We start from the raw sequence: 26,727 nt of genomic DNA on the forward strand, positions 1-26,727 counted from the left end.
TAGGAGAATGGAAAAATCTCCTTGAAGCCTCTGATGTCTTGATTAATCTCGCAGGAAAATCTGTCGATTGCCGATACACAGACATAAACAAACGAGAAATTTACGACTCAAGAATTAATAGTACAAAAGTTCTTCAACAAGCGGTTGATAATTGTATCAACAAACCTAAGATTTGGTTAAATGCAAGTTCAGCCACAATCTATGTTCATTCCGAAAAGCATTTAAACACAGAGGGAAACGGAATTATCGGTGACGATTTTTCGATGAATATTTGTAAAAGCTGGGAAAAGGAATTTTTTAAAACTGAAAATCCAGACACCAGAAAAGTTGCGTTAAGAACATCGATAGTTTTAGGAAATAACGGTGGAGCTTTTACCAAACTGAAAATGATCACCAAACTAGGCTTAGGCGGAAAACAGGGGAGAGGAAACCAAAATGTCAGCTGGATTCATATTGATGATTTTTGCAGAGCAGTTGAATGGATTATTGAGAATGAAGATATTTCTGGGAAAATTAACGTAACTGCTCCAAATCCTTTGAACAATGAAGAATTTATGCGAAAATTAAGAAAAGAAATGAAAATTCTGTTTGGCTTAAACGCTGCAGTTTGGCAATTGGAAATTGCTTCTGTATTTTTAAAAACAGAAACAGAATTATTACTAAAAAGTAGAAATGTTTATCCTGAAAAATTAATTATAAATGGTTTTAAATTTTCGTATCCAGATATTGAAACTGCATTTAAAAATTTAGTTTAGCTACAAAAAACACACAATCTAATGAGACTAATATGTTAAGTAAAATGTTTTGTACCTATTGTTGTTAAAGAAATGATGATTAAATTAGCGAAAAACTAACTTTATGTTAAGAAAAAAAACTAAAACCTTATTTTTCTCATCATTATTTATATCATCAACTTTTTTTTCGCAAGCTCACAACGTTTCTGAAGGTTATCAAAAACCTACTGATCCGCTTGTAATTCAAAATCTTGAAAATTGGCAGGATTTAAAATTTGGTTTGTTTATGCATTGGGGAACGTACAGCCAATGGGGAATTGTCGAAAGCTGGAGCCTTTGTCCGGAAGACGAATCATGGACGCAGCGTAAACCCGAACACGGAAAGTCTTACAACGAATATGTAGAAAATTATGAAAATCTACAGAAAACTTTCAATCCTACTCAATTCAATCCTCAAAAATGGGCAGATGCAGCGAAGAAAGCAGGAATGAAATATGTAGTTTTCACAACAAAACATCACGACGGTTTTGCAATGTTCGATACCCAACAGTCTGATTATAAAATTACTTCTTCAAAAACTCCTTTTTCCAAAAACCCGAAAGCGGATGTGACGAAAGAAATTTTCAATACCTTCCGAAAAGATGGTTTCAAAATAGGAGCCTATTTCTCAAAACCCGATTGGCATTCTGATGATTACTGGTGGTCTTATTTTCCTCCGAAAGACAGAAATGTAAATTATGACCCTAAAAAATATCCTGAAAGATGGAACAGTTTCAAAAATTTCACCTTTAATCAACTCAACGAAATCACTTCAAACTACGGTAAAGTCGATATTCTTTGGTTAGACGGAGGTTGGGTGCGCCCGTTTCATACGATTGACCAAAGTGTTGAATGGCAAAGAACAATTAAGGTCGAACAAGACATTGATATGGATAAAATAGGGACGATGGCTCGCAAAAATCAACCCGGAATTATCGTTGTAGACCGTACTGTTCCCGGGAAATGGGAGAATTATGTAACACCCGAACAGGCCGTTCCCGAAAAACCTCTTACAATTCCTTGGGAGAGCTGCATTACGATGGGTGATTCGTTTTCTTATGTTCCGAATGACAATTACAAATCATCTCAGAAAATCATTGAAACATTAGTTAAAATAATTTCAAGAGGCGGGAATTACCTGATGAATATTGCTCCCGGACCAAACGGAGATTATGATGCGATTGTTTATGAAAGATTAAAAGAGATTTCAGCATGGATGAATGACAATCAATCTGCAGTTTTTGCAACAAGAAGCGCAGCTCCTTATCATGAAGGAAATTTTTATTATACTCAAAGTAAAGACGGCAAAACTGTGAATGTTTTCCACTTGGATGAAAAAGTAGATTATCAGTCTCCATCAATAGTAAGCTTTGTAATTCCTGAAGATTTTAAACCAAAATCAGTGAGGATTTTAGGTTTAAAAAATAAAATTCAGTGGAAAAAAACAGGCAACTCAATTGAACTCGTCTTACCAAAAGAAAGAACTCAATTAAAATATTCAACCGTAATTCAAATAACACAATAGTTGAATTTGTAATTAAAATGACCTAGGAAATCGGAGCGTTAAGAAAATAAAGTCTGTGAACGTTAAGAAAATTCTACTGTTTGAGCACGTCACAAATATTGAACTGAAGAACTATTTGATTCGTGCGAGTTTTAGAATTTTTAGAGAACAGATTTTATTTTTAGCGGAGAGTTCCAAGTCTTGAACTTTTGGTTCTTTTGTTTCAAGACAAAAGAACAATAATTAAATCAAATTATTTATGCGCTTTAAATTTCGTTTTAAAATTATAGCAATTTCATTATTGAGCACGACATTTATTACCGCTCAAAAACCTTTATACAAAGACTCAAAACAGCCCATTGAAGCTCGAGTTCAGGATTTGCTGAAACGCATGACTCCAGAAGAAAAATTCTGGCAATGCTTTATGATTCCCGGAGATTTGGATAATGTTCCGAAAGGTCAATATGTCCACGGAATTTTCGGATTGCAGATGAGTGCAGGAAATCAAGGTGGAGGAGTTGCCGGACAATTGTTGAAATACAATGCCAATGAAGATGCGGAAAGATTAGCAAAAAAAATAAATGCCATTCAAAAATATTTTGTCGAAGAATCACGATTGGGAATTCCGATTATTCCTTTTGATGAGGCTTTGCATGGATTGATGCGTGAAGGTGCAACCGCTTTTCCTCAAGCGATCGGTTTGTCGGCGACCTTCAATCCTGAATTGATGAAAGAAGTTTCGACAGCGATTGCAAAAGAATCGAAGTTGAGAGGGATTCGTCAGATTTTAACTCCGGTTGTAAATTTAGCGAGTGATGTTCGATGGGGAAGAACCGAGGAAACGTATGGTGAAGATCCGTTTTTGACTTCCGTGATGGGTGTTAATTTTGTCAGTTCTTTTGAAAATATGGGGATTATTACCACTCCAAAACATTTTTTAGCAAATGTTGGTGAAGGCGGAAGAGACTCGTATCCAATTCATTGGAGCAAAAGATATTTAGAGGAAACGCATTTAATTCCTTTTCAAAAAGCCTTTAATCAGGGAAAAAGCCGTTCAGTGATGACCTCTTATAATTTGCTGGATGGAAGACCTTCTACGGCAAATCATTGGTTATTGACCGAAAAATTAAAAAAAGAATGGAATTTCAAAGGTTTTATCATCAGTGATGCAAGTGCGGTTGGTGGAGCAAATGTTCTGCATTTTACAGCAAAAGATTATGATGACGCTTCTGCACAGGCGATCAATACAGGTCTTGACGTAATTTTCCAAACAGAATATCAGCATTATAAATTGTTTATTCCACCATTTTTGGATGGAAGAATTTCTAAGGAAAGAATTGATGATGCAGTTTCGAGAGTCTTGAGAGCAAAATTTGAATTGGGTTTGTTTGAAAATCCTTACGTATCAACTAAGAATATTGAAGAATTAAAGAATATCAATCATAAACCTTTAGCGGAAAAAGTAGCTGTTGAATCTTTTGTGCTGCTTCAAAACAATAATCAGACACTTCCAATTTCTGAAAATGTAAAGAAGATTTTGGTTGTCGGAACCGATGCTGTTGATGCAAGATTGGGAGGTTATTCCGGGCCGGGAAATAAGAAGGTAAATATTTTAGATGGAATTAAAAATTTCACAAAAAATAAAAATATTGAAGTCAATTATTCAAAAGGAATCGACTGGAATTTAAAGAATTTTACGACCGTACCCACTGAGTTTTTATCTTTCGAAAATAAAAAAGGATTAAAAGGAAATTATTTTTCCAATTCAGATTTAAAAGGAAATCCAGCTTTTGAAAAACAGGACGAACAATTAAATTTCAAATGGACTTTGTATTCTCCAAACCCTGAAAAATTACAACCCGACAATTACAGCGTTCGTTGGACAGGAAAACTGGAAGCTCCGCATTCTGGGAAATATCAATTAGGTTTAAGAGGAAATGATGGTTTCAGATTGTATTTAAACGGAAAATTACTGATCGACAATTGGAAAAAGCTGAGTTATTCAACCAAAACGGTTGAGCTTGATTTTAGTAAAGGTCAAAAATCTGATATTGTTATTGAGTTTCATGAAAATAGGGGAGAAGCAAATATAGAACTGATTTGGAATTATGGTTTGAACGATTACCAAAAAGAGTTTAATGATGCTTTAAAACTGGCTCAGAATGCAGATTACATTATTGTTACAGCAGGAATTCATGAAGGTGAATTTCAGGATCGTTCTTCATTAAGCTTACCTGGAAATCAGGAACAATTTATTCACGAAGTTTCAAAATTAAATAAACCAACAACAGTTGTTTTGGTTGGTGGTTCTGCGATAAAAACGACTGATTGGAAAGATAAAGTCGGAGCAATTTTAGATGTTTGGTATCCGGGAGAAGAAGGCGGAAATGCGGTTGCAGAAGTTCTTTTCGGAGCGGAAAATCCTTCGGGGAAATTACCAATTACGTTTCCGATTGAAGAAGGGCAATTACCCTTAACGTATAATCATCATCCGACAGGAAGAGGAAATGATTATCACGATTTGAGCGGTGAGCCATTGTATCCGTTTGGTTTTGGATTTAGTTACACGACTTTTGAGATTTCTGATTTAGAATTAAATCAAACAAAATATTCTGAAAATGAAATGATTGTAGCTAAAGTTAACGTGAAAAATACAGGTTCAAAAGCAGGAAGTGAAGTTGTTCAGTTATATGTAAAAGATTTGCTGGCTTCAGTTTCAAGACCGATTATTGAATTGAAAGGATTTAAAAAAGTATTTTTAAAAGCTGGAGAATCTAAACAGATTTCAATTGAAGTTCCTGTTAAAGAATTGCAGTTTTTAGATTCAGCAATGAACTGGATCGTGGAAAAAGGAACGTACAGAATTATGGTTGGAAATTCTTCAAAAAATCTGCCGTTGAAACAGAATATTGAGGTTGAATGATTGTTATTCATTTAATTTTAACGCAAGGAGCGCAAATATATTTTTAATGGTTTGCATTATATTTCCGTTCGCAAGGGCACTTCGTTCAGCAAATGTTAGAAGAAGTCTTAGCTGAGTGAAACGTCTTGGCGAACGTAAAATCTGCGAAATGTAACTCAAAAACCTTGCGTGCCTTGCGCTTTAATTTTACCTGATTTATTCACCGAAGCTGAAATCTAAAATCGTTTTCTTTTTAGGGAACAGTTTTTGCAACTTTTGAAGCAAAATATTTCTAACCTACCACATCATTCAATTTATGAAAAAATATCTTCTACCTGCCGTTGCTCTGCTTTTTTTCAGTTGTAAAGAAAGTAAAAATAAAACGACCTCAGACACAGATGAAATTGTTACTAAAACAGATATCTTAAAATTACCACCACCCGACGAGAAAGGCACCAAAAACAAATTCAGCAATGTTATCGGATGGCCTGCAGGAAAATCCCCGACAGCTCCTGAAGGATTTACGGTAACGCGTTTTGCGGAAAATATAAAAAGTCCGAGAAATATGATTCAGGCTGCAAACGGTGATGTTTTTGTGGTACTTTCAAATTCTGAACGCACAAAAACCGAAAAGATAAAAAATGACATCAGTGGAAAAAGTGATGCTGAAGTCGGAGGAAAATCTGCCAATAGAATTATTCTGTACAGAGACGCCAACAAAGACGGCATTGCGGAATCATCTTCTGTTTTTCTTGATAACCTGAATCAGCCCTACGGAATGTTGATTATTAAAGATAAATTTTATGTTGCAAATACTGATGGACTTTGGGTTTACCCGTATAAAGAAGGTGACATGAAAATTACAAAACCCGGAAAGAAAATAGTGAATCTTCCTGCAGGTGGTTACAATAATCACTGGACGCGAAATTTAATTGCGAATAAAGATCAGTCGAAAATCTACATTTCTGTTGGTTCTGGAAGTAACGTCGGTGAAAACGGAATGGAATATGAAGTGAGAAGAGCGAATATTCTGGAAGTGAATCCTGATGGGAGTGGTGAAAAGATTTACGCAGCAGGTCTTAGAAATCCTGTTGGAATGAGCTGGAATCCATCCACCGGAGAACTTTGGACGGTTGTGAATGAAAGAGATGAATTAGGAGATGAGCTTGTTCCGGATTATCTTACCAGCGTTAAACAAAATCAATTTTACGGTTGGCCGTATGCTTATTTCGGGAAAAATGAAGATCCGAGAAGAAAAGGTGAAAAGCCAGATCTCGTAGCAAAAACAATTGTTCCTGATGTTCCTTTGGGATCTCACACGGCGTCTTTAGGTTTGTCTTTTTATACAGGAAATCAGTTTCCGGAAAAATATAAAAACGGAGCTTTCATCGGTCAGCACGGCTCTTGGAACCGTTCTTCGCTTGTTGGGTATCAGGTTGCATTTGTTCCTTTTAAAAATGGAAAAGCAACGGGGTCATATCAACCATTTTTGACCGGATTCATTGCTAATGAAGAGAAAGGAGATGTTTATGGAAGACCTGTAGGTGTATTGCAAATTTCCGACGGCTCACTGTTGGTCGCTGATGATGTAAGCGGAATTGTCTGGAGAGTTGCGTACAATAAAAAGTAAAGCTGAATCTCAATTTTTCATTTTAAATAATTTAGATGAAATTTTATGGTATGAAATATGCAAGATTCAATGTATAACCAATTGAATTTTTAAAATTTAATTATTAAAGTTCAACATCATGAAAAAGTTATTAATATCAGCAGTTTTATTAGTGGGATTATCATTCAGTGCTTATGGTCAAAAACGTCCGCCTGCACCACCACACCCATCAAAATCTCAGTTAGTCAATAGTAAAGCAAGCGAGTTGGATAAACGATATAAAGCTGAAAAGAAATTAATTCTGAATCATCCTCTTGCTACAAAAAAAATGAAGAATGATCAGCTGAAAGCTTTAAATGTACGATATCAGAATGAAAAGAAATTGTTGAGAGCTGCTAAATAGATGCAAGAAATATTGTTAAAATGAAAATTTGAACAACTGTTTAATTTTACGATATTTTTAATATTAAATAAATTTATTAAAAGAGAATACGTTTTTGTGTTCTCTTTTTTATTTATAATTAAATGAAAACCATATTCATTATGCATTGCTTCACGAATTTTCAGAAACGCAAAACATCCAATATTTTTCCTTAAATTCGCATAAAAATTTTAAGCTAATGAATTACGATATTATTGTCATCGGAAGTGGACCCGGTGGATATGTTACAGCAATCAGAGCGGCACAATTGGGTTTTAAAACTGCAATTATCGAGAAAGAAAATTTAGGAGGAATCTGCCTTAACTGGGGATGTATTCCAACCAAAGCTTTGTTGAAGTCGGCTCAGGTTTTTCATTATATTAATCATGCAGAAGACTATGGTTTGAATAAAGTGGAAGCAAGTTTTGAGTTTCCAAACGTTATTCAGAGAAGCCGTGGTGTAGCCTCTAAAATGAGCAAAGGGATTGAGTTCTTGATGAAAAAGAACAAAATCGATGTGATTTTAGGAACTGCAAAAGTACAAAAAGGGAAAAAAGTTTCTGTTACAGATAAAGAAGGAAAAGTAACTGAATACACAGGAACTCACATTATTTTGGCTACAGGAGCTCGTTCTAGAGAGTTGCCAAACTTACCTCAAGACGGTAAAAAAGTAATCGGATACAGACAGGCATTATCTCTTCCTGAGCAGCCAAAATCTATGATCGTTGTAGGTTCTGGAGCTATCGGAGTAGAGTTTGCTGACTTCTATAACACAATGGGAACGAAAGTAACTGTTGTAGAATTTTTACCAAACATCGTTCCTGTAGAAGATGAGGATATTTCTAAGCACTTAGAGAAATCTCTGAAAAAATCAGGAATCGAAATCATGACAAATGCTTCTGTAGAAAGTGTTGACACAAGCGGAAACGGTGTGAAAGCTACTGTAAAAACTGCAAACGGAAACGTAATTCTTGAAGCTGATATCTTGCTTTCTGCTGTTGGAATTGCTGCAAATATCGAGAACATTGGTCTTGAAGAAGTGGGAATTCAGACAGATAAAGGTAGAGTTTTGGTAAACGAATGGTACGAAACTTCAGTTCCTGGTTATTACGCAATCGGAGATATTATCCCGACTCAGGCTTTGGCGCACGTTGCTTCTGCTGAAGGGATTACTTGTGTTGAGAAAATCAAAGGAATGCACGTTGAGAAAATCGACTATGGCAATATTCCTGGATGTACTTACTGTCACCCGGAAGTTGCTTCTGTTGGTCTTACAGAAAAGCAGGCTAAAGAAAAGGGTTACGAGCTTAAAGTTGGTAAATTCCCTCTTTCTGCAAGTGGAAAAGCTACTGCAAACGGAAATACAGACGGTTTCATCAAGGTAATTTTTGACGCTAAATACGGTGAGTGGTTAGGTTGTCACATGATTGGTGAAGGTGTAACTGATATGGTTGCTGAAGCGGTTGTTGCTAGAAAATTAGAAACGACTGGTCACGAAATTATTAAGTCAATTCACCCGCATCCAACAGTTTCTGAAGCAATTATGGAAGCTGCTGCTGCTGCTTATGGTGAAGTGATTCACATTTAATTTTTCGCTTTGACAGAGGTGTAGGCCTTTGGCAAAGTTTAATAATATTAAAACCACAGATTTTGTCTGTGGTTTTTCTTTTTCTTAAATAATTTTTTTCATTTTTATTTCACATATTTTATTAATTTTATCCGCTTAATAAAGTACAAATTATATGTTTAAAAAATTAGCTGCGGAAGCTTTAGGATTGGGTGATATCGGTAAAATTATTCCTTCTCAGGATTATGATAAGGTAGATTCTGATGATTATATTTTATCTGAAGATAATGAAAAAATATTCTTTTTAATTAAATCTAAAAGAGATGAATACTGCTTTACAAACAGAGCATTAATTCATATCGACGGAGCAAGTGCTTTGGATAGAAAACGAGTATTGAGAAGATACGAATATTATCAGTTTCCTTTTTCAAATATAGCTCTTCAAACTGCCGGAACAATCGATTTGGATGTTGAAATTTCATTTGATATCGGAAATGTTCCTTTGATGATTAGTGTAGCAAAAGGTCAGATTGATCAGTTGAAAGACTTATATAAAGCGCTTTTGGCGATTCAGCAGGAAGTTCATCACAATCATTCATTGCTGAATTTTTCAAATGACAGTATACAGAAAGCGATTGGTAGTGTTGCATCAGGAAAACAGGAAAATGTTTCAAAAAGTCAGGAATTAAGAGCGATTAACGAATATATTTTTGCCTGGAACACCAATAGTTTCGATAAATATAATCAAAAAGATTTCTCAAGAATTTTTGAAAAGTATATTAATAATTAGCATTTCAATTCTGCTTATAATATTAAAACCACAGATTTTGTCTGTGGTTTTTTCTTTTAAATAATTAACAAAATATTTAGCCTCTTTAAATATTATGTTTAAATGTTTTCTTACATTTATTTAATGAATTTTGAAAAAACAGGATTGGTTTTATCAGGCGGCGGTACCAAAGGAATCGCTCATGCTGGAGTATTGAAATTTTTGAATGAACAAAATATTGATGTGGATATTCTGGCTTGTTGCAGCGCAGGCTCTATTGTTGGATGTCTGTATGCAATCGGTAAAAAGCCTGAAGAGATTTTAGATTTCTTTCAATCGATATATTTTTTTAATTGGAAACATTTTACCTTTAATCAGCCGGGTTTAGTTTCTTCAGTGATTTTTAATACGTATCTGAAACCAATTTTCAATGATATGAAGATTGGTGATCTTAATAAAGAAGTGAAAATTGTTGCGACTGAATTGGTTGGCGGAACTGAGAAAATTTTTGATAATGACTTTTTAATAACTGATGCCATCATTGCCTCATGCTCAATTCCCGGAATTACAACCCCTTATATTTTAGGAGATGAAATGTACTGTGATGGAGGTGTTTTGAATAATTTTCCGGCAGATATTATCCGTGATGAGTGTGATAAGCTGATTGGTGTGTTTGTTTCGCCGCCTCACGATATTAAAATCAGTGATTTAAAGACCATAAAAGCAATTGTTTCCAGATCGTATGACTTGCTTTCATATCGCATTGAAAAAGTGAAATTTGAGCATTGCGACTGGCTGATTTCTTCTCAGGATTTATCAAGCTACGGAACTTTTGAACGAAGAAAAGACCGTTTAGAGCAAATATTCAATATTGGTTATCGTGCAGCCCAAGAAAGCTTTGCGAAAAGCAATTATTTTCTCAGAATCAAAAATTAAATATATGTTTTAAGAATAACTGATTACCTACTAAAAGATTTAATTTTACACTATCAACTATCAACTATCAACTATCAACTATCAACTATCAACTATTTTAAATAAAAACATCTGTAAACTCGAAACTCTTACCATTAAATAATCCTTTATCACTGAGTTTCAATTCTGGGATTACTAAAAGGGCCATGAAAGATAAGCTCATGTAGGGAGCCCTCAGTTTGCTTCCTAATTCTTTCGCACGTCTGTCTAATTTTATATAAGATTCAGCAACCTGTTCAGCAGGAAGATTGGTCATGATTCCAGCAATGGGCAGCTCCAAAACCATTTCTTCAGTTTTCGTTGCCAGAGAAATACCTCCTTTAGCTTTAATAATAGCATTTACGGCTTTACAGATATCATTATCATTCGTTCCGACAACAACGATATTATGGCAGTCATGAGCGACACATGATGCGATAGCTCCATCTTTTAATCCGAAATTTTTAATAAATGCAACGGCTACCGGAGCGTCGTTGTAGCGATTCACTACAGCAATTTTCAGAATATCTTCACCTGTATTTGATTCAGCATATCCATTGATATTTAATGTGTTTGCATGGATTTCATGAGTGATGAGTTGCCCGTCTAAAGTTTCTATGATGCGGATTTTTTCACCTTCACTTTTAATCTTAAAATCAGAAGCTTGTTTTACGTTACAATGAAAATTATTAATAATTTCAGATTTAATAGGTTGAATGAATGAGGTGTTGTTTTCTGCAACCAAATCTCCGCTGATATAAGTTTTTAAAATATTAAAATCTTCAGTATTATCAATTTCAATAAAATCTGCGTTATCCCCAATTTGCAATAAACCGATGGGTAAATTGTAATGATGAATTACATTGTAAGAAGCTGCACGAAGAACGTTGTATAGATCATGACCTTCTTTCAATGCCCGTTTTACATGATCATTGAGATGAGACTCAATCAAATTATCAGGATGTTTGTCATCACAGCAAAACATGATCTGCTCCGGGAAATCTTCCAACAAAGGAATTAATGTGTCGAAATTTTTTGCAGCACTTCCTTCTCTTATCATAATTTTCACCCAATGTTTTAATTTTTCAAGGGCTTCCTCATAACCAAAACACTCATGATCTGTAGATATTCCGGCATCGAAATAATTTTTCATGGTTTCGCCTATCAATCCGGGAGCGTGCCCATCGATAGGTCTGTTGTGTTTTTTAGCGAAAGCAATTTTCTTTAAAACTTCTTCATCTTTGTAAATGACGCCGGGAAAATTCATCATTTCAGCCAAATAAACAATTTCTTTTCTGCTCAATAATTCGTCAATATCATTAGAATTTATTACTGCTCCCGCCGTTTCAAAATTTGTAGCAGGAACACACGAAGGAGCTCCAAAATAAAAATGAAAGGGAACCTGTCGAGCATTGTCGATCATATAATCTACACCTGCAATTCCCAAAACGTTGGCAATCTCATGCGGATCTGAAATTGTACCTACAGTACCGTGTTTTACAGCAATTCGTGCAAATTCTGACGGTACGAGCATACTGCTTTCAATATGTACGTGAGCATCGATAAAGCCGGGTAGAATGTAGGTGTCTAAAGATTCTTCAATTCTTTTTATCGAAGCTATTTTTTTGTTTGAAATAATAACTTCTGCCGGATAAATATCTTTAGAGACTACATCGATTAAATTTGCTTTTACCGTAAATTCCATGGGTTGATTTAAATAAACAATTCCTAATTGTGAAATTAGGAATTATTTTTAGATTGTATTTAAAATTAATTTTTAACTATTTGCGCATCCTGTCTTACCAAAGTTTCGCCGTTTCCATCGATGACAACTAATGTATAAGGAGCTTTTTTTGCTGAAGCGGTTAGGTAGTTTCTCCAAACCTGATACAGTGTTCCGTTATTGTTAAATTCAAAATAATAATTTCCACCCGATCCATCAGGAATTAGCTCGCCATTACTGATGATCATACTCGGTTTAGCGGTAATTTTTGTATTGGCGCCCCAAGATTGATACAGGTAATTGCCATTCGGTTGTTTGTCGATTCTTACCTTAAATTTTTTGGTCTTAATAATAACCGTTTTCGGAACATTTTGAAAATAAGCGGTTCCATTATCTTTTTTTGGAGTGGGATTTAAATCATGTGCAGAAATCAGAGAATACTGAGCAATGCATAAAGTTCCCAATAATAATTTTTTAATCATGTTGATTTGTTTTAATTATAAGATGGGAATCAAATTTAAAGCCAATAAAGAAAAGCTTTATATTTTAAATTATTTGAGTTTGGTACTTCTAATTATTTCAAATCCGAATAGCCCTTCTGATAATTGCAATTCTATCATATTTGATTTCTCAATCTGCTTCTTATAATCAATAGTAAACGTAAGTCTTTTTGTATCGTTAAATTTGGTTTCGAAAATAATTACCGGAGTCCTTTTACTTCTATTATATTTTCCTCCAGGAATACTGGTTTTTCTTACAATTGGAAATGATTCTACCTTTGTTTTTTGGCTGGTAAAAAGTAGATTGAGTCCCAAGCAAAGTGCTGTTAGATTGGTACCGACAACAACTACACAAAAAAATATATTATTAAAATTATTCCAATTACTGATCGTTGAAAGCTTCTTTTTACTAAGAAAATAGATTAGAAATCCAATCAAATAAAACACTACAAGGTATTCAATTCTGATAAGAGTTTGCTCAAAGAATTTTAAATTAGCAAGATTTAAGAGTAATGAACCAAATAAAATACTATTTAAAATAATAGAGTTTTTTTTCAAAACAGTCTAATGAATTTAAGTAAAAATTAAATTTTTTCTACCTGTGTATAACTCGCAAAAGCATCTTCTAAACTCTCAAATTTCCCTTTAAACTCATTAATATTACAATCTTGAATAATATTTCCCTGATGAATAAGAATCACTCTTGTACAAAGTGCTTCAACTTCCTGCATAATGTGTGTAGAAAGTAAAACAGTTTTTTCTTTACCAATTTCTTTTACAACATTTCTAATCTCAAGAATCTGATTGGGATCTAAACCGTTTGTAGGTTCATCTAAAATCAATAAATCAGGTTGATGAATAATTGCCTGTGCCAAACCAACTCTCTGTTTGTAACCTTTAGAAAGCTGACCAATTTTTTTAGATTTTTCGGGTGTAATTCCAACCAATTCTATTACCTCATCTACTCTTGCTTCAGAAATTTTATGAATATTCGCTACAAACTGCAGATATTCTTTTACATACATTTCCAGGTAAAGCGGATTGTTTTCGGGAAGAAATCCTATATTTTTTTTGCTTTCAATTTCGTGTTCTGTAATATTTTTCCCGTTAAAGATAATTTCACCTTCATCAATTTTCAATGCGCCGACAATAGATTTCATCAAAGTAGATTTTCCGGCTCCGTTAGGACCCAAAAGACCGATGATTTCACTTTTATCAATGTTGATGTTGATGTTATTGAGAGCAGTCTGCTCACCAAATTTCTTTGTTAGATTAATTACCTGAAGCGACATAATACAATGAGATATTTTCACAAAAATAGAAATAAAAAACTCATTCGGGAAGAATGAGTTAATATATATTGTGAAAAACGAAATTTATTTTCTTTTTTTCGTAGGTTTTACCGGCGTTTTTGTTACCGGCGCTGTATAATTTTGTGTGCTATTTACCGAGTTTTGTACGGTATTATTTACAGGATTTACCGGAGTCTGTTTTACGACTCTTTTATAAAGTGCTGCTTTGGGAGTTCCGATACCAAAGATTTTATCAATCTGTTTTTTGTTTAAAAACTGAGATTTTCCTACATATTTTTTATTCTTATTGATGTACTGAATAATCTGAACGGTGGGTTGACCGTAGTTTTTCTCATACTGCAGCTCAATAATGTCGTTGGGAAGTTCTAAAGAAATGTTTCCAGTCGGCTGATCAATAAAACCATCAGTAATCATTTTGTAAAGCTCTTGTACGTCACCATTCATATCATTAAATGAAAATGATCTGAAAGTATTAAGATTACTGGTATTGATATCCTGATAATTAAAAGTGAATTTGTTATCCTTTTTATATAAGCCAACAGAATTATCTTTTCCGACTTCTATTAATGTTTCATTTTTAAGAACCTTTATTTGTGAAAATACGGATATTCCAGAGAACAAAGTGAGGAGTAAAATTATTTTTTTCATGCTATTGTAAGTTTAATATTTTGGTTAGTAATGCTACTTTACAGATAGAATTATAAACACTATTTTTTTTATAAAGCAAAAATAATGTTTTTTTTTAATTTGCTTATAACGAGTTATTATGCAAATCGTAATGTATCACAAAAGAAAATGAGTTTGAAATTTAAGTTTGTTTTTGGTTATTAGTAGTTTTTTATTTTTCGTCAATGACGTATTGTAGTTGATAAATTAGTTTTTTAGTTCATTATACAAGAGTTTTATTTAAGTTTTCTAAAAAATAGACTGATGTTTTTTAATTTTAGTTTTTCAAGTGTAAATAAGGTTTATTTATCGGTTTTTAGTTTTAATATATTTAATTACAGTGTTTTATGTGTTTTTGTTTCTGTGTAAAAAATTAATTAAAATTTAATATTAAATAAAAAATAAACTATTTAATCATAAATGTTTGTAAAAAAATTACTCATCAAGCAGCAAACTATTTTAAATGGAAATAATAAATTATACAAATAATAAGAGGATGAATATGTGTATTTAACAAGTTTTTTTAATCCATTTAATTCTTGAAAATTTCTTGCTAATTATCCTTTTAAATAAAGAAAAGCAAAAAAAATACCATTTTCAATAAATTTTTAATAAAATTAAAATCTGATTTATTCATAAAAATAATCGTATTTTTTAACCGATTTAACAAGATTTTTAGTTTAAAAACCAAATTTCAAACCGGCTTCCTTTTTCCATCGGTTTATAATTTAAGTAACCTTTATGAGCTTCGATAATACTTTTGCTCAGCGTCAAGCCAATTCCTGAACCGCTGATTCTTGTAGTGAAAAACGGAAGGAAAATTTTATCTTTAATTTCGTTTGGGATTCCGATTCCATTGTCTTCTACACTCAAAAGAATACGTTTATTTAGAGTTTTTATTTCTGTTTTTATAATTTTTTCTGAATTATCAGCAACTGCGTAGATAGCATTGAGGTAAAGATTGATGAGGCATCTTTCAATCATTTTTTGGTCTGCAAAGATGGTTTGGTTCTCTAATGAATTGATGATGGTAATATTATTTTTTTCAAATTCTGGTTTCAGAAAATTAAGTGCAGATTCTACAATATGAGTTAACGAAATAGTTTTGAAAACCGGCTTCGGCAACTCTGCAACTTGTCTGTAATCGTCTACAAAATTCAGAAGTTGCTTCGATTTGTTGTTGATGATCATCAGGCTTTCTTGCATATCCTGTTGATCTTCTTTTTCAATGACGTCTTGATTAGCAATATATTCCAGATTTTGAATCAGGCTGTTGACTGGTGTTAAAGTGTTAAGTAATTCGTGAGAAATGACTTTCATCAGATTGTTCCAGGCCAGTTTTTCCTTTTGCTCAATAATTTTCTGAACAGATTCTAAGCTGATGATGCAGAAGCGATTTTTTACATTTTGAACTTTCTTGGTTCTAAGAGAAAATGACTGTTTTGTATTTTCATTAATAGAAATATCAAAAAACTCTTGCGAGTTTTCATATTGTGTTTGTTCAATAATGTTATAAAAATTTTGCGTTTTATTTTCGTAAAGATTCCAATAATTATACTTTGGAATTTCCAGAATTTCCAGAAAAACAGGGTTTACATAAAAAACTTCCCATTCATTATTTTTTTTGGAAAGAATCATTAAACCAATTTCCAGCTGATTTAATATTTCTTCATACAAAAGCTTGTAAGAAGAATGAGAAAGATGCTCTTCTTTGCTTTGATAATATAGTTTTACAGCATTTTCAACCAGGCTATTTTCATCGGTTTCAGGAAATAGTGAGAAATCTTTTTTCTGAATTGCCAAAAGCATTTTTTCTGTTTTCTGAATATAAGACAAAGCTGAAGTCTGCGCCAAAAAAATACAAACTAAACTGATTGAAGAAAACAGAAAGCAATTAATCCACCTGTTTTGTAAATAAAAATCAAAGGCAAAAATTCCGCTGACAATTGCGAGCAGAATAAATAGTAACAAAAAAAACTGTTGTTTTTTCATTGTTTTTTCAATGTTCACTGATAAGATTTTATCCTATCCTTTGTTAAATCGTTCCTTCGGAATTCTCAGAATAACATTAAAGTTGTTGCACTGAGCAAAGTCGAAGTGTTTAAATTCTATCAACCAAAAACTAGCAACTTAATTGCCAATTTACAACTCAAATTTTTCCATTCTTCTGTACAGCGCAGCTCTTGATAATCCCAAATCTTCTGCAGCAAGAGAAATATTTCCACGGTGTTTTTTTAATGCTTTTTTAATGAGAATTCCTTCCATTTCTTCGATGTTGAGATTAACGATAGAGTTTTCCGAGTCTTCATCTTGTGGCATCAGCAGTTTTAGATTTTTCTCGTTGGAAAGGATCACGCTTCGCTCAATACAATGATCGAGTTCCCGGATATTTCCCGGCCAGGAATAATTTATTAATTCTGAAATTAAAATTTCATTCAAAGCTAAATCAGATTTATGATATTTCTGTTTGTATTTTTCCAAAAAATAATTAGCTAAAGTCGGAATGTCTTCTAATCTTTCTCTCAGACTCGGAATTTGTAATTCAACGGTATTGATCCTGTAATACAAATCTTTTCTGAATCTGTTTTCTGAAACTGCTTTTTTAAGATTTTCGTTGGTTGCAAAAATAAATCTTACATCTAATAATCTTTCTTTACTTTCACCAAGTCTTGACAATTTTCGGTTCTGAATCAAACTTAATAATTTAGTTTGAAGATGAAGTGGAAGATTTCCAATTTCGTCTAGAAAAACCGTTCCGTTTTGAGCATTTTCAATCTTCCCGGAATAATCCTGATTGGCATCTGTAAAGGCTCCTTTTTTGTAACCAAACAATTCAGCTTCAAACAAACTTTCTGAAAGACTTCCCAAATCAATGTGCACAAATGGCTGATTTTTTCTTTCGGATAGTTCGTGGATGTATTCTGCGAGGACGTATTTTCCGGTTCCATTTTCTCCTAAAAGTAAAATATTAGCATCGGTTGGTGCAACTCTAGTGATTTGATCCATCACTTCCTGCATTGCAAAAGATTGCGTACCCAGCTGATATTGATTGGTCTTGATGCTGACATTTTCCCATTGGTTCAGTTTTTTATTCTTTCGGGAAATATCAACTGCCAAATTAACGGAGGCGTACAATTTTTCATTATTCCAAGGTTTAAGAATAAAATCGGAAGCGCCGTTTTTCAAAGCTTCTACAGCTAATTCTACTTCACCATAAGCGGTCATCAGAATGATTGGAAGCTGCGGTTCTAAGGTCTTAATTTCCTGCATCCAATATAATCCGTCTTTTCCGCTTTCAAAACCTTTTCTGAAATTCATATCGAGAAGAACGGCATCAACCTGATGTTCAGACAAAAATTTTAAAATGTTTTTTGGTTGACTGAGACAGCTTACTTCCGTAAAAAATTTCTTGAGCCAGACTCTTGCTGAAAATAAAATATCCTCGTCATCATCCACAATTAAAATATGAGCTTCTTTTTTTCGCATTTTTTAAGTTATAAAATTAAAGCAATTTCTTGCGTTCAAAACGTTCTTTTGCTTCTATTAGAGCAGTATGTAGTTTTCTTTCCAGTTCTTTTTTTGATGGCAATTCTGTCCAATATTCGGCGACCATAATTCCGTCTTTATGCATTTCTAAAAGTTCTACCTGTTCTTTGCTGGTTTCGGCACATAATATGAGTCCGATTGGCGTTTCTTCGCCTTCGTGCCTTTCGTTTTTATCAAGCCATTTAAGGTATAATTCCATTTGCCCTTTATATTTTGCGTGAAATTTTCCAAGTTTTAGTTCTATAGCAACCAATCTTTTTAACGAACGATGATAAAATAATAAGTCCAGATAAAAATCTTCTCCATCTATAATCATTCTTTTTTGACGTTCTACAAATGCAAACCCTTTTCCCAATTCTAAAATGAATTTTTCTAATTCGTGGAGAATTGCTGTTTCAATGTCTTTTTCAAGATAGCCGTTTTGCAGTCCAAGGAAATCCAGTAAATAAGGATCCTTAAATGTATTGATAGGAAAATTGTCGTTTTGTGTTACCTGAATATTGGCAATTTCGGTTCTTTCGAATGCTTTGTGAGCGATTTGTTTTCTGAGTTCACGTTTTCCAAATTTACCTTCAATAGACAATTGGGCATAAAATAATTTAGCTTGGTAATTTTTTAGAGGCAATAATTCTATAAAATGTGACCAACTTAATTGTGTAGCCAGTGGCGACACAATTTGTAAATCTTTAAATTGTTCGGCAAACTGCATCATACGCCTTACGTTTCTTTCAGAAAAGTTGCGTCCATAGAGTTTTTCCAATTGTGCCGACAATGTCGGTAAAATTTGTTTTCCATATTCTGCACGTTGGTTTTGCAATATGTCATCATTAATTCGTTTTCCAACCTGCCAAAACAAAATGGTAAGCGTGCTGTTAGCCTGCATTGCCACCTGATGGCGGCTTTGTTCTATCAATTTTGATAAATCTATAAATAATTTTTCATTGGGAAATACTATTTGATTATCAAGAGATTCTGTGTTTTTAATTTTTTTTGCCATAGTTTTTTATCAACCGTTCATGATAAACTGTTCATTTTCGCACAAAAAGTGTCCGATAATGAACAGTCTTAAAATTAATTAAAATATATTTAATCACATTTACAGGAAGTTATAAGATTGTAAATCTCTGGTCTTTGTATTGTGTAATTAGCTATAAGTAAAACAGTTATCTAAATATGGATACGAAAATAGTAAAAAAGAAATCTAAACTAAAATTAATATTAATCATCATTGCTTCTGCTTTGGCAGTTTCTGTTTTTGGATGGTACTTTCTTAATCAGAAAAAAACATATAATGTAAAATCAGAAGATATTACAATTGATGAGGTGACCAACGGAAAATTCGAAGATATGTTGATGGTAACAGCGCAAACGCAGTCTCTTAATTCTTCTATGGTGAATGTTTTGGAAGGTGGTGCTGTAAAAGAAATTTTTGCCGAAGACGGGCAAATGCTGATGAAAGGTCAGCCGATTGCAAGAGTTTATAATCCGAATACAGAATTTAATTATTTGAATCAGGAAACCGGAATTATGCAGCAAATCAGCCAAATGAGAAGTTCACTTTTAGAGCTGAAAAACCAGGAATTCAATCAGGATAAAGAATTATTGCAATCTCAGAACGATTATAATACGGCTTTGCAGACTTATAATCTTCAGAAAAGATTATATGATGCGGAAATCGGAAAAAAAACCGATTATGATATGGCTTCACAAAATCTGAACTATCAGAAACTAAGAAAACAAATCGTTGAAAAAGGAAGTGCCAATGAAAAAACATCGAGAAACTCTCAGTTTGCAGCGATCAATAATTCAATCAATCAAATGGATAAAAGCTTAAATATTCTGCGTTCTAATAAAAATAATTTCCTAATTATGGCGCCGGTTTCCGGAAGGTTATCTTCATTCAATATTTCTCTCGGACAAAATTTGACAAGTGGAGAAAGCATCGGGAAAATAGACTTGATGGGCGGTTACAAATTGATTGCGAAAGTAGATGAATATTACATCAACAAGCTTCAAGTCGGGATTAAAGGAAGCCTGGACAATAATGGAAAAGAATATGAAGTTATCATCGCTAAAATTCTGCCGGAAGTAAAAGACGGACAGTTTTCTGTAGAACTTAACTTCACTGATGTGAAACCTGAAAATTTAAAAATAGGAATGACCTTCGGAGTAAAACTGAAATTATCTGGAGATACCCAAAGTCTAATGATTCCAAAAGGAAATTTCTATAAAGATACCAACGGAAAATGGATCTTTGTAGTGAAAGGCAACAAAGCTGTAAAAAGAAACATCAGTCTTGGAAGAGAAAATCCGATGTATTACGAAGTGGTTTCAGGATTGAAAACAGGAGAAACCGTGATCACTTCAGACTATTCTGAATTGAAGAAATATGAAATATTAGATATAAAAAAATAAAATAAGCATGATTTGGATTAAAAAACTTTGGATGTTAAGTATTCTTTTAGTTTCAATTTTAAACTTTTCGCAGGAAAAATTAACTCCTAAAGTAGATGAAAGAGTAGAAATTGTAAGCATTGTTTTTCGATTGGCAGGAGCTGAAGAGTATAGTCAGGATGACAATAAAAAATATGTGGCAGATATTAATACTTATTTTGAGCCTTATAAAAATTCAGAAATTATTGAATTTATTAAGGAAAATAGAAACAAAAACGGGTTGGGATATGATGCTGTAATGTCGATGGCACTTCATTTATCTTTTAAAAATAAAAAATTCAGTTTGATTAAAGAAAAAGAAAATTCTTTAGATAAAAGATGGGAAAAAGTAGATAAAAATCAGTTTGTTTCTTTGTTAAATCAATTTTATAAAACCACAAATTTTCAGCAGTTTTTTAACAATCATTCAGCAGATTATAAAAAAGGAGAAAACGTATATCAAGCAACTATTTTGTCTGATTTTAATCAAGATTGGTATTCTAAATTTTATGGTAAAAAAGCCAGTGAAGACTACAACATTATTTTAGGTGACGGAAACGGTGGTGGAAATTATGGAATTAAAACTCATCCCGAAAAACAAAAAGAAACTGTAAATGCAGTAGTTGGAATGTCATCTTTTGATAAGGATGGAAACGCAATATTTGATAAAAATGAGTTTCAGCCTTTACTGATTCACGAGTTCAACCATTCATTTATCAATTATATTTTAGAGATGGGCGATAACAAGTCCAAATTAGAAAATTCGGCCAAGATTATTTATGAATTGGTGAAAGAAGACATGGAATCTCAAGCATATACCAATTGGGAAATCATGATTAATGAAAGTTTGGTAAGGGCTTCTGTCGTTCGTTATATGATGGATAATAAATATTCGCAAAAAGAGATCAATGAAGAAATTTCCATTCAGGAAAAAAGAAAATTTTTATGGATAAAAGATTTGGTGGAATTGTTAGGGAAATATGATAGCAACAGGAAACAATATCCGACACTAGAAAGTTTTTATCCTGAGATTATTTCTTTCTATAATCAGCTGGCTCCAAAAATGAAAAATATTATCAACGATTACAAACTAAAACAACCTAAAGTATTGTCTCTTTCGCCCGATATATGGAACAAAAATGATGTAGATCCTTCGATTAAGGAAATCACAATTAATTTTGACAGAGAAATGGCAGAAAGTGTTTCTATAAGCATTGGAGATTCTGGAAAAGAGCATTTTCCGCTTAAAAAAATGGAAGGTTTTGTAAATGACCATAAAGGAGTAAAACTCTTGACAGATATGAAACCTAATACAGAATATGAATTTGTATTGAGCGGGAATAAGTTTAAATCTAAAGAAGGTTATCCTCTAAAGGAAACCGTGATAAAATTTAAAACGAAATAATTAAAAATAAAACTAATTTAAAATGATAAATATTCAAAACCTTTCTAAAACATATAAAACAGAAGATGTACAAACCAATGCGCTTAATAATGTAAGTTTAAACATCAAAGAAGGAGAATTTGTAGCGATAATGGGACCTTCAGGTTGTGGAAAATCGACCTTTCTAAATATTCTTGGACTTTTAGACAGCGCTTCTGCCGGTTCTTATCAATTTGAATCTACTGAGACAATCGGAACTTCTGAAAAGAAAAAATCAGAGATCAGAAAGAAAAATATTGGTTTTATCTTCCAAAATTTTAATCTGATCGATGAATTAACGGTTTATGAAAATATCGAATTGCCTTTAATTTACAATGGAGTTTCTTCCTCGGAAAGAAAAAAGCGTGTAGAGGAAATTATGGAGAAAATCAATATTGCGCACAGAGCAAAACATTATCCACAACAACTTTCAGGAGGTCAGCAACAAAGAGCTGCCGTTGCAAGAGCCTTGGTTACAAAACCAAAACTGATTCTTGCCGATGAACCAACAGGAAATCTAGACAGCTCCAACGGAAATGAAGTGATGAATCTTTTAGCAGAACTTCACAGAGAAGGCTCTACAATTGCGATGGTAACGCACTCTTCTTACGACGCAGGTTATGCATCTAGAATCGTGAATATGAAAGACGGTGAGATTTTCTCTGAAGAACATTCTTCCCAAAGAAAAGATGTTTTTGAAAAAGCAGATGCAAAAAACTTCGCGTAAAAAGTTTAGCTGATAGTTGTCGGTTGTTAGCTGATGGGAATTCTCAAAACTAACAACAATCAACTAACAACAATCAACCCAAAATCAACAATTATGCTACAAAACTGGCTCAAAATTGCCTTCATCAATTATAAAAAAAATTGGCTTTCCACAATAATCAACTTGTTTGGATTGACTGTTGGACTTACCGGATTTATGCTCATTCTGATGCATTGGAATGACGAAGAATCTTTCGAAAAATGGAACCCAAAGAAAGATAATATTTATTATTTTCAGACGTATTACAAAAAAGATAATATTTATGGTGGTGCTATTTCGATACCTTTAGCTGAAAATGCATTGAAGCGAATCTCTGAAGTTCAGGATTATGTTTTGATGAGCGGTTCTGATATCGCTTATAAGATGACCACAAAAAACAAGACAGCTTATCAGGAAGGTGGGCTTGCTGCGTCGGAGAATTTTTTCAACCTGTTTCCATTCAAATTGGTGGCTGGAAGCTATAATGATGTTTTTAAAAATGATAACAATATTGCTATTTCTAATGTTGTGGCAAAAAATCTTTTTGGTAAAACTGAAGTTGCGGGCGAAACGATTAAAATTAATAAAACAGATTACATCGTTACAGCGGTTTATGAGTTACCAAAAGGAAACAGCCAGATAAAACCGGATTTTATTTTCAAACCAGCAGAACAGCTGAAAAACGATAAAGAATCTTGGGGAAATTTCAATTACGGGTGCTTTTTCTTGTTGAAAAAAAATGCAGACCCGAGAAGTTTTGAGAAAAAATTTCTTGATATCATTATGCTGCGTGCAAAAATAAACTCTAAAGGTGCAGGAATAACACCTCAGCAATTTATTGATACTTATGGACCGACTGACTCATTGCTTACGCCACTTGATAAAATAAAACTGCATTCAGAATCTACTTGGTTCGGGAAACCCGATTTCAAATCACTAATGATTTTGTTTACACTGTCAGTTTTAATTGTGATTTTATCAGCCATCAATTTTATCAATCTAAAAACAGCTCAAGCTTCTCAAAGAGCAAAAGAAATCGGAGTGAGAAAAGCGATTGGAAGTACAAAATCTAGTCTTGTGCTTCAATTTTTAATGGAAACTTTTTTGATCTGTTTTGCTTCGTATCTTTTGTCTTTGGCTTTAACAGAGCTTCTTTTGCCAAGTCTCAACAAGTTTTACAACAAAGAAATTGTGATGAGCGATTGGCGCGTTTACTTCTATTCATTCTTGATGGTAGCTTTGGTTACTGTGGTTTCCGGGCTTATACCGGCTTTATATTTATCCAATTTCAAAGCGATAGAAACGTTGAAAGGAAACTTTGCAAGAAGTAAAAACGGCGTTTGGTTAAGAAACGGAATTTTGACTTTACAATTGATTATTTCATCCTTTTTCATTATCGGCGGATTGATTGTCAATCAGCAGGTAAAACATATGATGAACAAAGATTTAGGTTTCAATGGAAAGCAAATTTTTCAAATCAATTTTAATGAAGATAACAACGGAAAGCCGTGGCTGAAATATGAAAGACTGAGAACGGAAATGGCAAAAATTCCTGGTGTAGAAAGTATCTCTTTTGCAGAAGCGCCTCCCGGAACCAATAGTCAGAGCAGTTCTAATATGGATTATCTGAATACAAGTATTCAGGCTCGTCACGGTTCGATGGATTATAATTATCCTCAGTTTATGGGGGTTAAATTGCTTAAAGGACGTTGGCTTGATCCAAAATTGTCCTCAGATACTATTAATAATGCCTTGGTAAATGAAGCTTTTTTAAGAAAGTTCGGCTGGACAGATGAGCAGGCAATGAAAAGAGAAGTCAGACCGGGATTTGATAATAAACCTTATCATATTGTAGGAATTACAAAAGATTTCAACATCAGAAGCTTGAAGAGCGAAGTAGAGCCTATGATATTTTTCCATTACCGAGAAACTACTTGGAAACGATATAATGTAGGTAATATTCAATTAAAATTAAAAGCAGACGATATCGATGGAACTGTAAAAAGATTGAAAACTTATTGGCAAAATAATGTAGAACAGGGTTACCCATTCAACTCTTATTTTATTGATAAGCAATTTGCAAAAACCTTTGAAACGTATCAGAAACAGCAAACCCTTTTCACGATTCTGAATGCAATGGTTTTGATGGTAGCATTATTAGGATTATTCGCCTTGTCTTCATTAATGATCGAGCAAAAATTAAAAGATGTAGCGATCAAAAAAACGTTAGGTGCATCAGACGGAACTTTGATCGTAGGGTTAACGAAACAATTTCTCTGGATTACTTTTATAGCGGTTCTTGTAAGCATTCCGATCAGTTATTATCTGATGAATGAGTGGCTGAAAGATTTTGCCTACCGAATTGATATGCCGGTTTTACCATTCATTCTGAGTATGATTTTATTATTGATTTTAACTTTCGCAGTGGTGAGTATTAAGGCGTATCAAGCCACAAAAGTGAATCTTGTAAAATATCTGAAATACGAATAAAATTGGTTGATAGTTGTTGGTTTTTAGTTGATAGAAATTTTATCAATAAGACCATCACCTATCACCTAATAACTAAGAACCAATTATGAAAAAACTATTCTTCATTTTTATAATAAATGTTTTCCCGGCCCAACAGAGTTGGACGCTTAAAGAATGTCTAGATTACGCTTCGATAAATCATCCGCTGGTAAAACAGGCAACTGTCAATATTCAGAAAAATGACCGACAAATTGCTGCTTCAAAAGGGATATTGCTTCCATCTGTGAATGCGGGTGTAAATCACAGCTATAGTTTAGGCTCATCAATCAATCAGTCGAGTAATCAGAGAGAGACGCTTAATATGCAATATGATCAGGTGATTGCTCAGGCAAATATTGAATTGTTTAATTGGAGGAATTATTTGAATATTTCATTGTCAAAACTCAATAAAAATGCGAGTACCTATAGGCTTAAACAAGCTCAGAATGAAGTGAAGTTTAATGTAATTCAGAATTTTTTCACGTATCAAAACAGTAAAAGCTGGTTGGAGGTTTTAGAAACGCAGATTGCAGGGATTGAAGAGCAGATCAAGCGTACCGAAAAAGAAGTGGAAATAGGAAGCCGTTCAAAAAGTGATGTTTATGATATCAAAGCCAACTTGGGAACTTTGCAGGAACAATGGGTTTCGGCAAAAAACCAACGTGATCTGGCAAAAATAAACCTTCTGAATGCACTGAATATAACACAAGATTCTATAGATTTTGTGATGGATGACAATGGATCTTTAGCTCAGGAAGATTTTAATACCGCTGATTTTACCAATAAATTGATAGAAAATAATCCTGCTTATAAAACTGTGATTGCAGAGATCAGCGCACAGGAAAAAAATATAGATATTGAAAAATCTGCCTATTTGCCAACACTTAATGGAAACTACAGTTGGTCTACTTTTTACAATAAATCTTTAGGCAGCAATGCTCTTTCCAACACCAGTTTTTCTAATCAGTTTAGCCAGAATAAAAATCAGTCAATTTCTTTTGGTTTGAATATTCCGATTTTTAATAAATTTCAAATCAAAAATAACGTAGAAATAGCAAAATTAAATGTGATTAATTCCAACTACAGCAAAGATTTAATCATTAATGATTTAACAAAGTCGATTAATTCCATAAAAGCTCAGTTTCTGAATGCGCAGGAAAAATACAGCCTTTTGGAATTGAATTTTGAAAACCAAAAATTGTCTTTTCAAAAATCTGAAGAAAAATATAAAGAAGGTTTAATGGATGCTTATACGTTTTTTGTGGTAAGAAATAATTGGCTTCAGGCGAATTATAATTTAATAAGCAGCAAAAATGATGTCAATCAACAAGTAGAATTATTGAAAATTCTGAAGTCTGAATTTTAAAAAAA

Annotated in this window: 20 protein-coding genes and 1 pseudogene; 13 read left to right on the forward strand and 8 right to left on the reverse strand. The window is 33.2% G+C overall.

Annotation, left to right across the window (positions count from 1 at the left end):
• Positions 1-17: 17 nt before the first annotated feature.
• From B5X64_RS11580 to B5X64_RS11615, 8 genes and pseudogenes are all read left to right on the forward strand, one after another.
• A pseudogene (locus B5X64_RS11580) lies at positions 18-755 on the forward strand (TIGR01777 family oxidoreductase); the annotation flags it as partial.
• A 103-nt stretch (positions 756-858) separates the two neighbouring features.
• A complete protein-coding gene (locus B5X64_RS11585; protein ID WP_079465401.1) occupies positions 859-2,298 on the forward strand; it encodes an alpha-L-fucosidase in 1,440 nt (479 codons plus the stop codon).
• Between the two features lie 238 nt (positions 2,299-2,536).
• Positions 2,537-5,200 carry a glycoside hydrolase family 3 N-terminal domain-containing protein gene (locus B5X64_RS11590; protein WP_079465402.1) on the forward strand — a complete coding sequence of 888 codons (2,664 nt, stop codon included), beginning with the start codon at positions 2,537-2,539 and terminating at the stop codon, positions 5,198-5,200.
• 295 nt (positions 5,201-5,495) lie between these two features.
• Complete coding sequence (locus tag B5X64_RS11595) at positions 5,496-6,809, forward strand: PQQ-dependent sugar dehydrogenase (protein ID WP_079465403.1); 1,314 nt, start codon at positions 5,496-5,498, stop codon at positions 6,807-6,809.
• Between the two features lie 118 nt (positions 6,810-6,927).
• Positions 6,928-7,191, forward strand: coding sequence for a hypothetical protein (locus B5X64_RS11600; RefSeq protein ID WP_079465404.1), 264 nt, complete (start codon positions 6,928-6,930; stop codon positions 7,189-7,191).
• A gap of 217 nt (positions 7,192-7,408) precedes the next feature.
• Positions 7,409-8,797, forward strand: coding sequence for a dihydrolipoyl dehydrogenase (lpdA, locus tag B5X64_RS11605; protein ID WP_066676752.1), 1,389 nt, complete (start codon positions 7,409-7,411; stop codon positions 8,795-8,797).
• 154 nt (positions 8,798-8,951) lie between these two features.
• Complete coding sequence (locus B5X64_RS11610) at positions 8,952-9,566, forward strand: PH domain-containing protein (RefSeq protein ID WP_079465405.1); 615 nt, start codon at positions 8,952-8,954, stop codon at positions 9,564-9,566.
• A 123-nt stretch (positions 9,567-9,689) separates the two neighbouring features.
• The gene (locus B5X64_RS11615) at positions 9,690-10,481 is read left to right on the forward strand and encodes a patatin-like phospholipase family protein (RefSeq protein WP_079465448.1); all 792 of its coding nucleotides are present in this window, start codon (positions 9,690-9,692) and stop codon (positions 10,479-10,481) included.
• Positions 10,482-10,578: 97 nt separating this feature from the next.
• Here the strand turns inward: B5X64_RS11615 and ade are convergent, their stop codons facing one another.
• The 8 genes from ade to B5X64_RS11655 form a co-directional block, all read right to left on the reverse strand.
• Positions 10,579-12,204 carry an adenine deaminase gene (ade, locus tag B5X64_RS11620; protein WP_079465406.1) on the reverse strand — a complete coding sequence of 542 codons (1,626 nt, stop codon included), beginning with the start codon at positions 12,202-12,204 and terminating at the stop codon, positions 10,579-10,581.
• Positions 12,205-12,269: 65 nt separating this feature from the next.
• Positions 12,270-12,704, reverse strand: coding sequence for a hypothetical protein (locus tag B5X64_RS11625; RefSeq protein ID WP_079465407.1), 435 nt, complete (start codon positions 12,702-12,704; stop codon positions 12,270-12,272).
• Positions 12,705-12,773: 69 nt separating this feature from the next.
• The gene (locus tag B5X64_RS11630) at positions 12,774-13,280 is read right to left on the reverse strand and encodes a hypothetical protein (protein ID WP_079465408.1); all 507 of its coding nucleotides are present in this window, start codon (positions 13,278-13,280) and stop codon (positions 12,774-12,776) included.
• Positions 13,281-13,306: 26 nt separating this feature from the next.
• Positions 13,307-14,014, reverse strand: a complete 708-nt coding sequence (locus tag B5X64_RS11635; RefSeq protein WP_079465409.1) for an ABC transporter ATP-binding protein — start codon at positions 14,012-14,014, stop codon at positions 13,307-13,309.
• 84 nt (positions 14,015-14,098) lie between these two features.
• Entirely contained in the window at positions 14,099-14,683 is a 585-nt protein-coding gene (locus B5X64_RS11640; protein ID WP_228418891.1) for a hypothetical protein, read from the reverse strand.
• Between the two features lie 693 nt (positions 14,684-15,376).
• Positions 15,377-16,693 (reverse strand): sensor histidine kinase, encoded by a 1,317-nt coding sequence (locus B5X64_RS11645; protein ID WP_079465410.1) that lies wholly within the window; start codon positions 16,691-16,693, stop codon positions 15,377-15,379.
• 150 nt (positions 16,694-16,843) lie between these two features.
• Entirely contained in the window at positions 16,844-18,187 is a 1,344-nt protein-coding gene (locus B5X64_RS11650) for a sigma-54-dependent transcriptional regulator (protein WP_079465411.1), read from the reverse strand.
• Between the two features lie 16 nt (positions 18,188-18,203).
• Positions 18,204-19,244: a PDDEXK nuclease domain-containing protein gene (locus B5X64_RS11655; protein ID WP_079465412.1), complete on the reverse strand. Its 1,041-nt coding sequence runs from the start codon at positions 19,242-19,244 to the stop codon at positions 18,204-18,206.
• Between the two features lie 176 nt (positions 19,245-19,420).
• Between B5X64_RS11655 and B5X64_RS11660 the strand changes: the two genes are divergently transcribed.
• The 5 genes from B5X64_RS11660 to B5X64_RS11680 all read left to right on the forward strand — a co-directional run bounded on the left by B5X64_RS11660 (position 19,421) and on the right by B5X64_RS11680 (position 26,722).
• Positions 19,421-20,662 carry an efflux RND transporter periplasmic adaptor subunit gene (locus tag B5X64_RS11660; protein ID WP_079465413.1) on the forward strand — a complete coding sequence of 414 codons (1,242 nt, stop codon included), beginning with the start codon at positions 19,421-19,423 and terminating at the stop codon, positions 20,660-20,662.
• A 31-nt stretch (positions 20,663-20,693) separates the two neighbouring features.
• Positions 20,694-22,085, forward strand: coding sequence for a DUF4932 domain-containing protein (locus tag B5X64_RS11665; RefSeq protein ID WP_228418893.1), 1,392 nt, complete (start codon positions 20,694-20,696; stop codon positions 22,083-22,085).
• A gap of 22 nt (positions 22,086-22,107) precedes the next feature.
• Positions 22,108-22,830 (forward strand): ABC transporter ATP-binding protein, encoded by a 723-nt coding sequence (locus B5X64_RS11670; protein ID WP_079465415.1) that lies wholly within the window; start codon positions 22,108-22,110, stop codon positions 22,828-22,830.
• A gap of 93 nt (positions 22,831-22,923) precedes the next feature.
• Positions 22,924-25,338, forward strand: coding sequence for an ABC transporter permease (locus B5X64_RS11675; RefSeq protein WP_079465450.1), 2,415 nt, complete (start codon positions 22,924-22,926; stop codon positions 25,336-25,338).
• 85 nt (positions 25,339-25,423) lie between these two features.
• Positions 25,424-26,722: a TolC family protein gene (locus tag B5X64_RS11680; RefSeq protein ID WP_079465416.1), complete on the forward strand. Its 1,299-nt coding sequence runs from the start codon at positions 25,424-25,426 to the stop codon at positions 26,720-26,722.
• The last annotated feature ends 5 nt before the right edge of the window (positions 26,723-26,727 follow it).

This window comes from Chryseobacterium balustinum (assembly GCF_900168205.1).
GTDB lineage: Bacteria > Bacteroidota > Bacteroidia > Flavobacteriales > Weeksellaceae > Chryseobacterium > Chryseobacterium balustinum.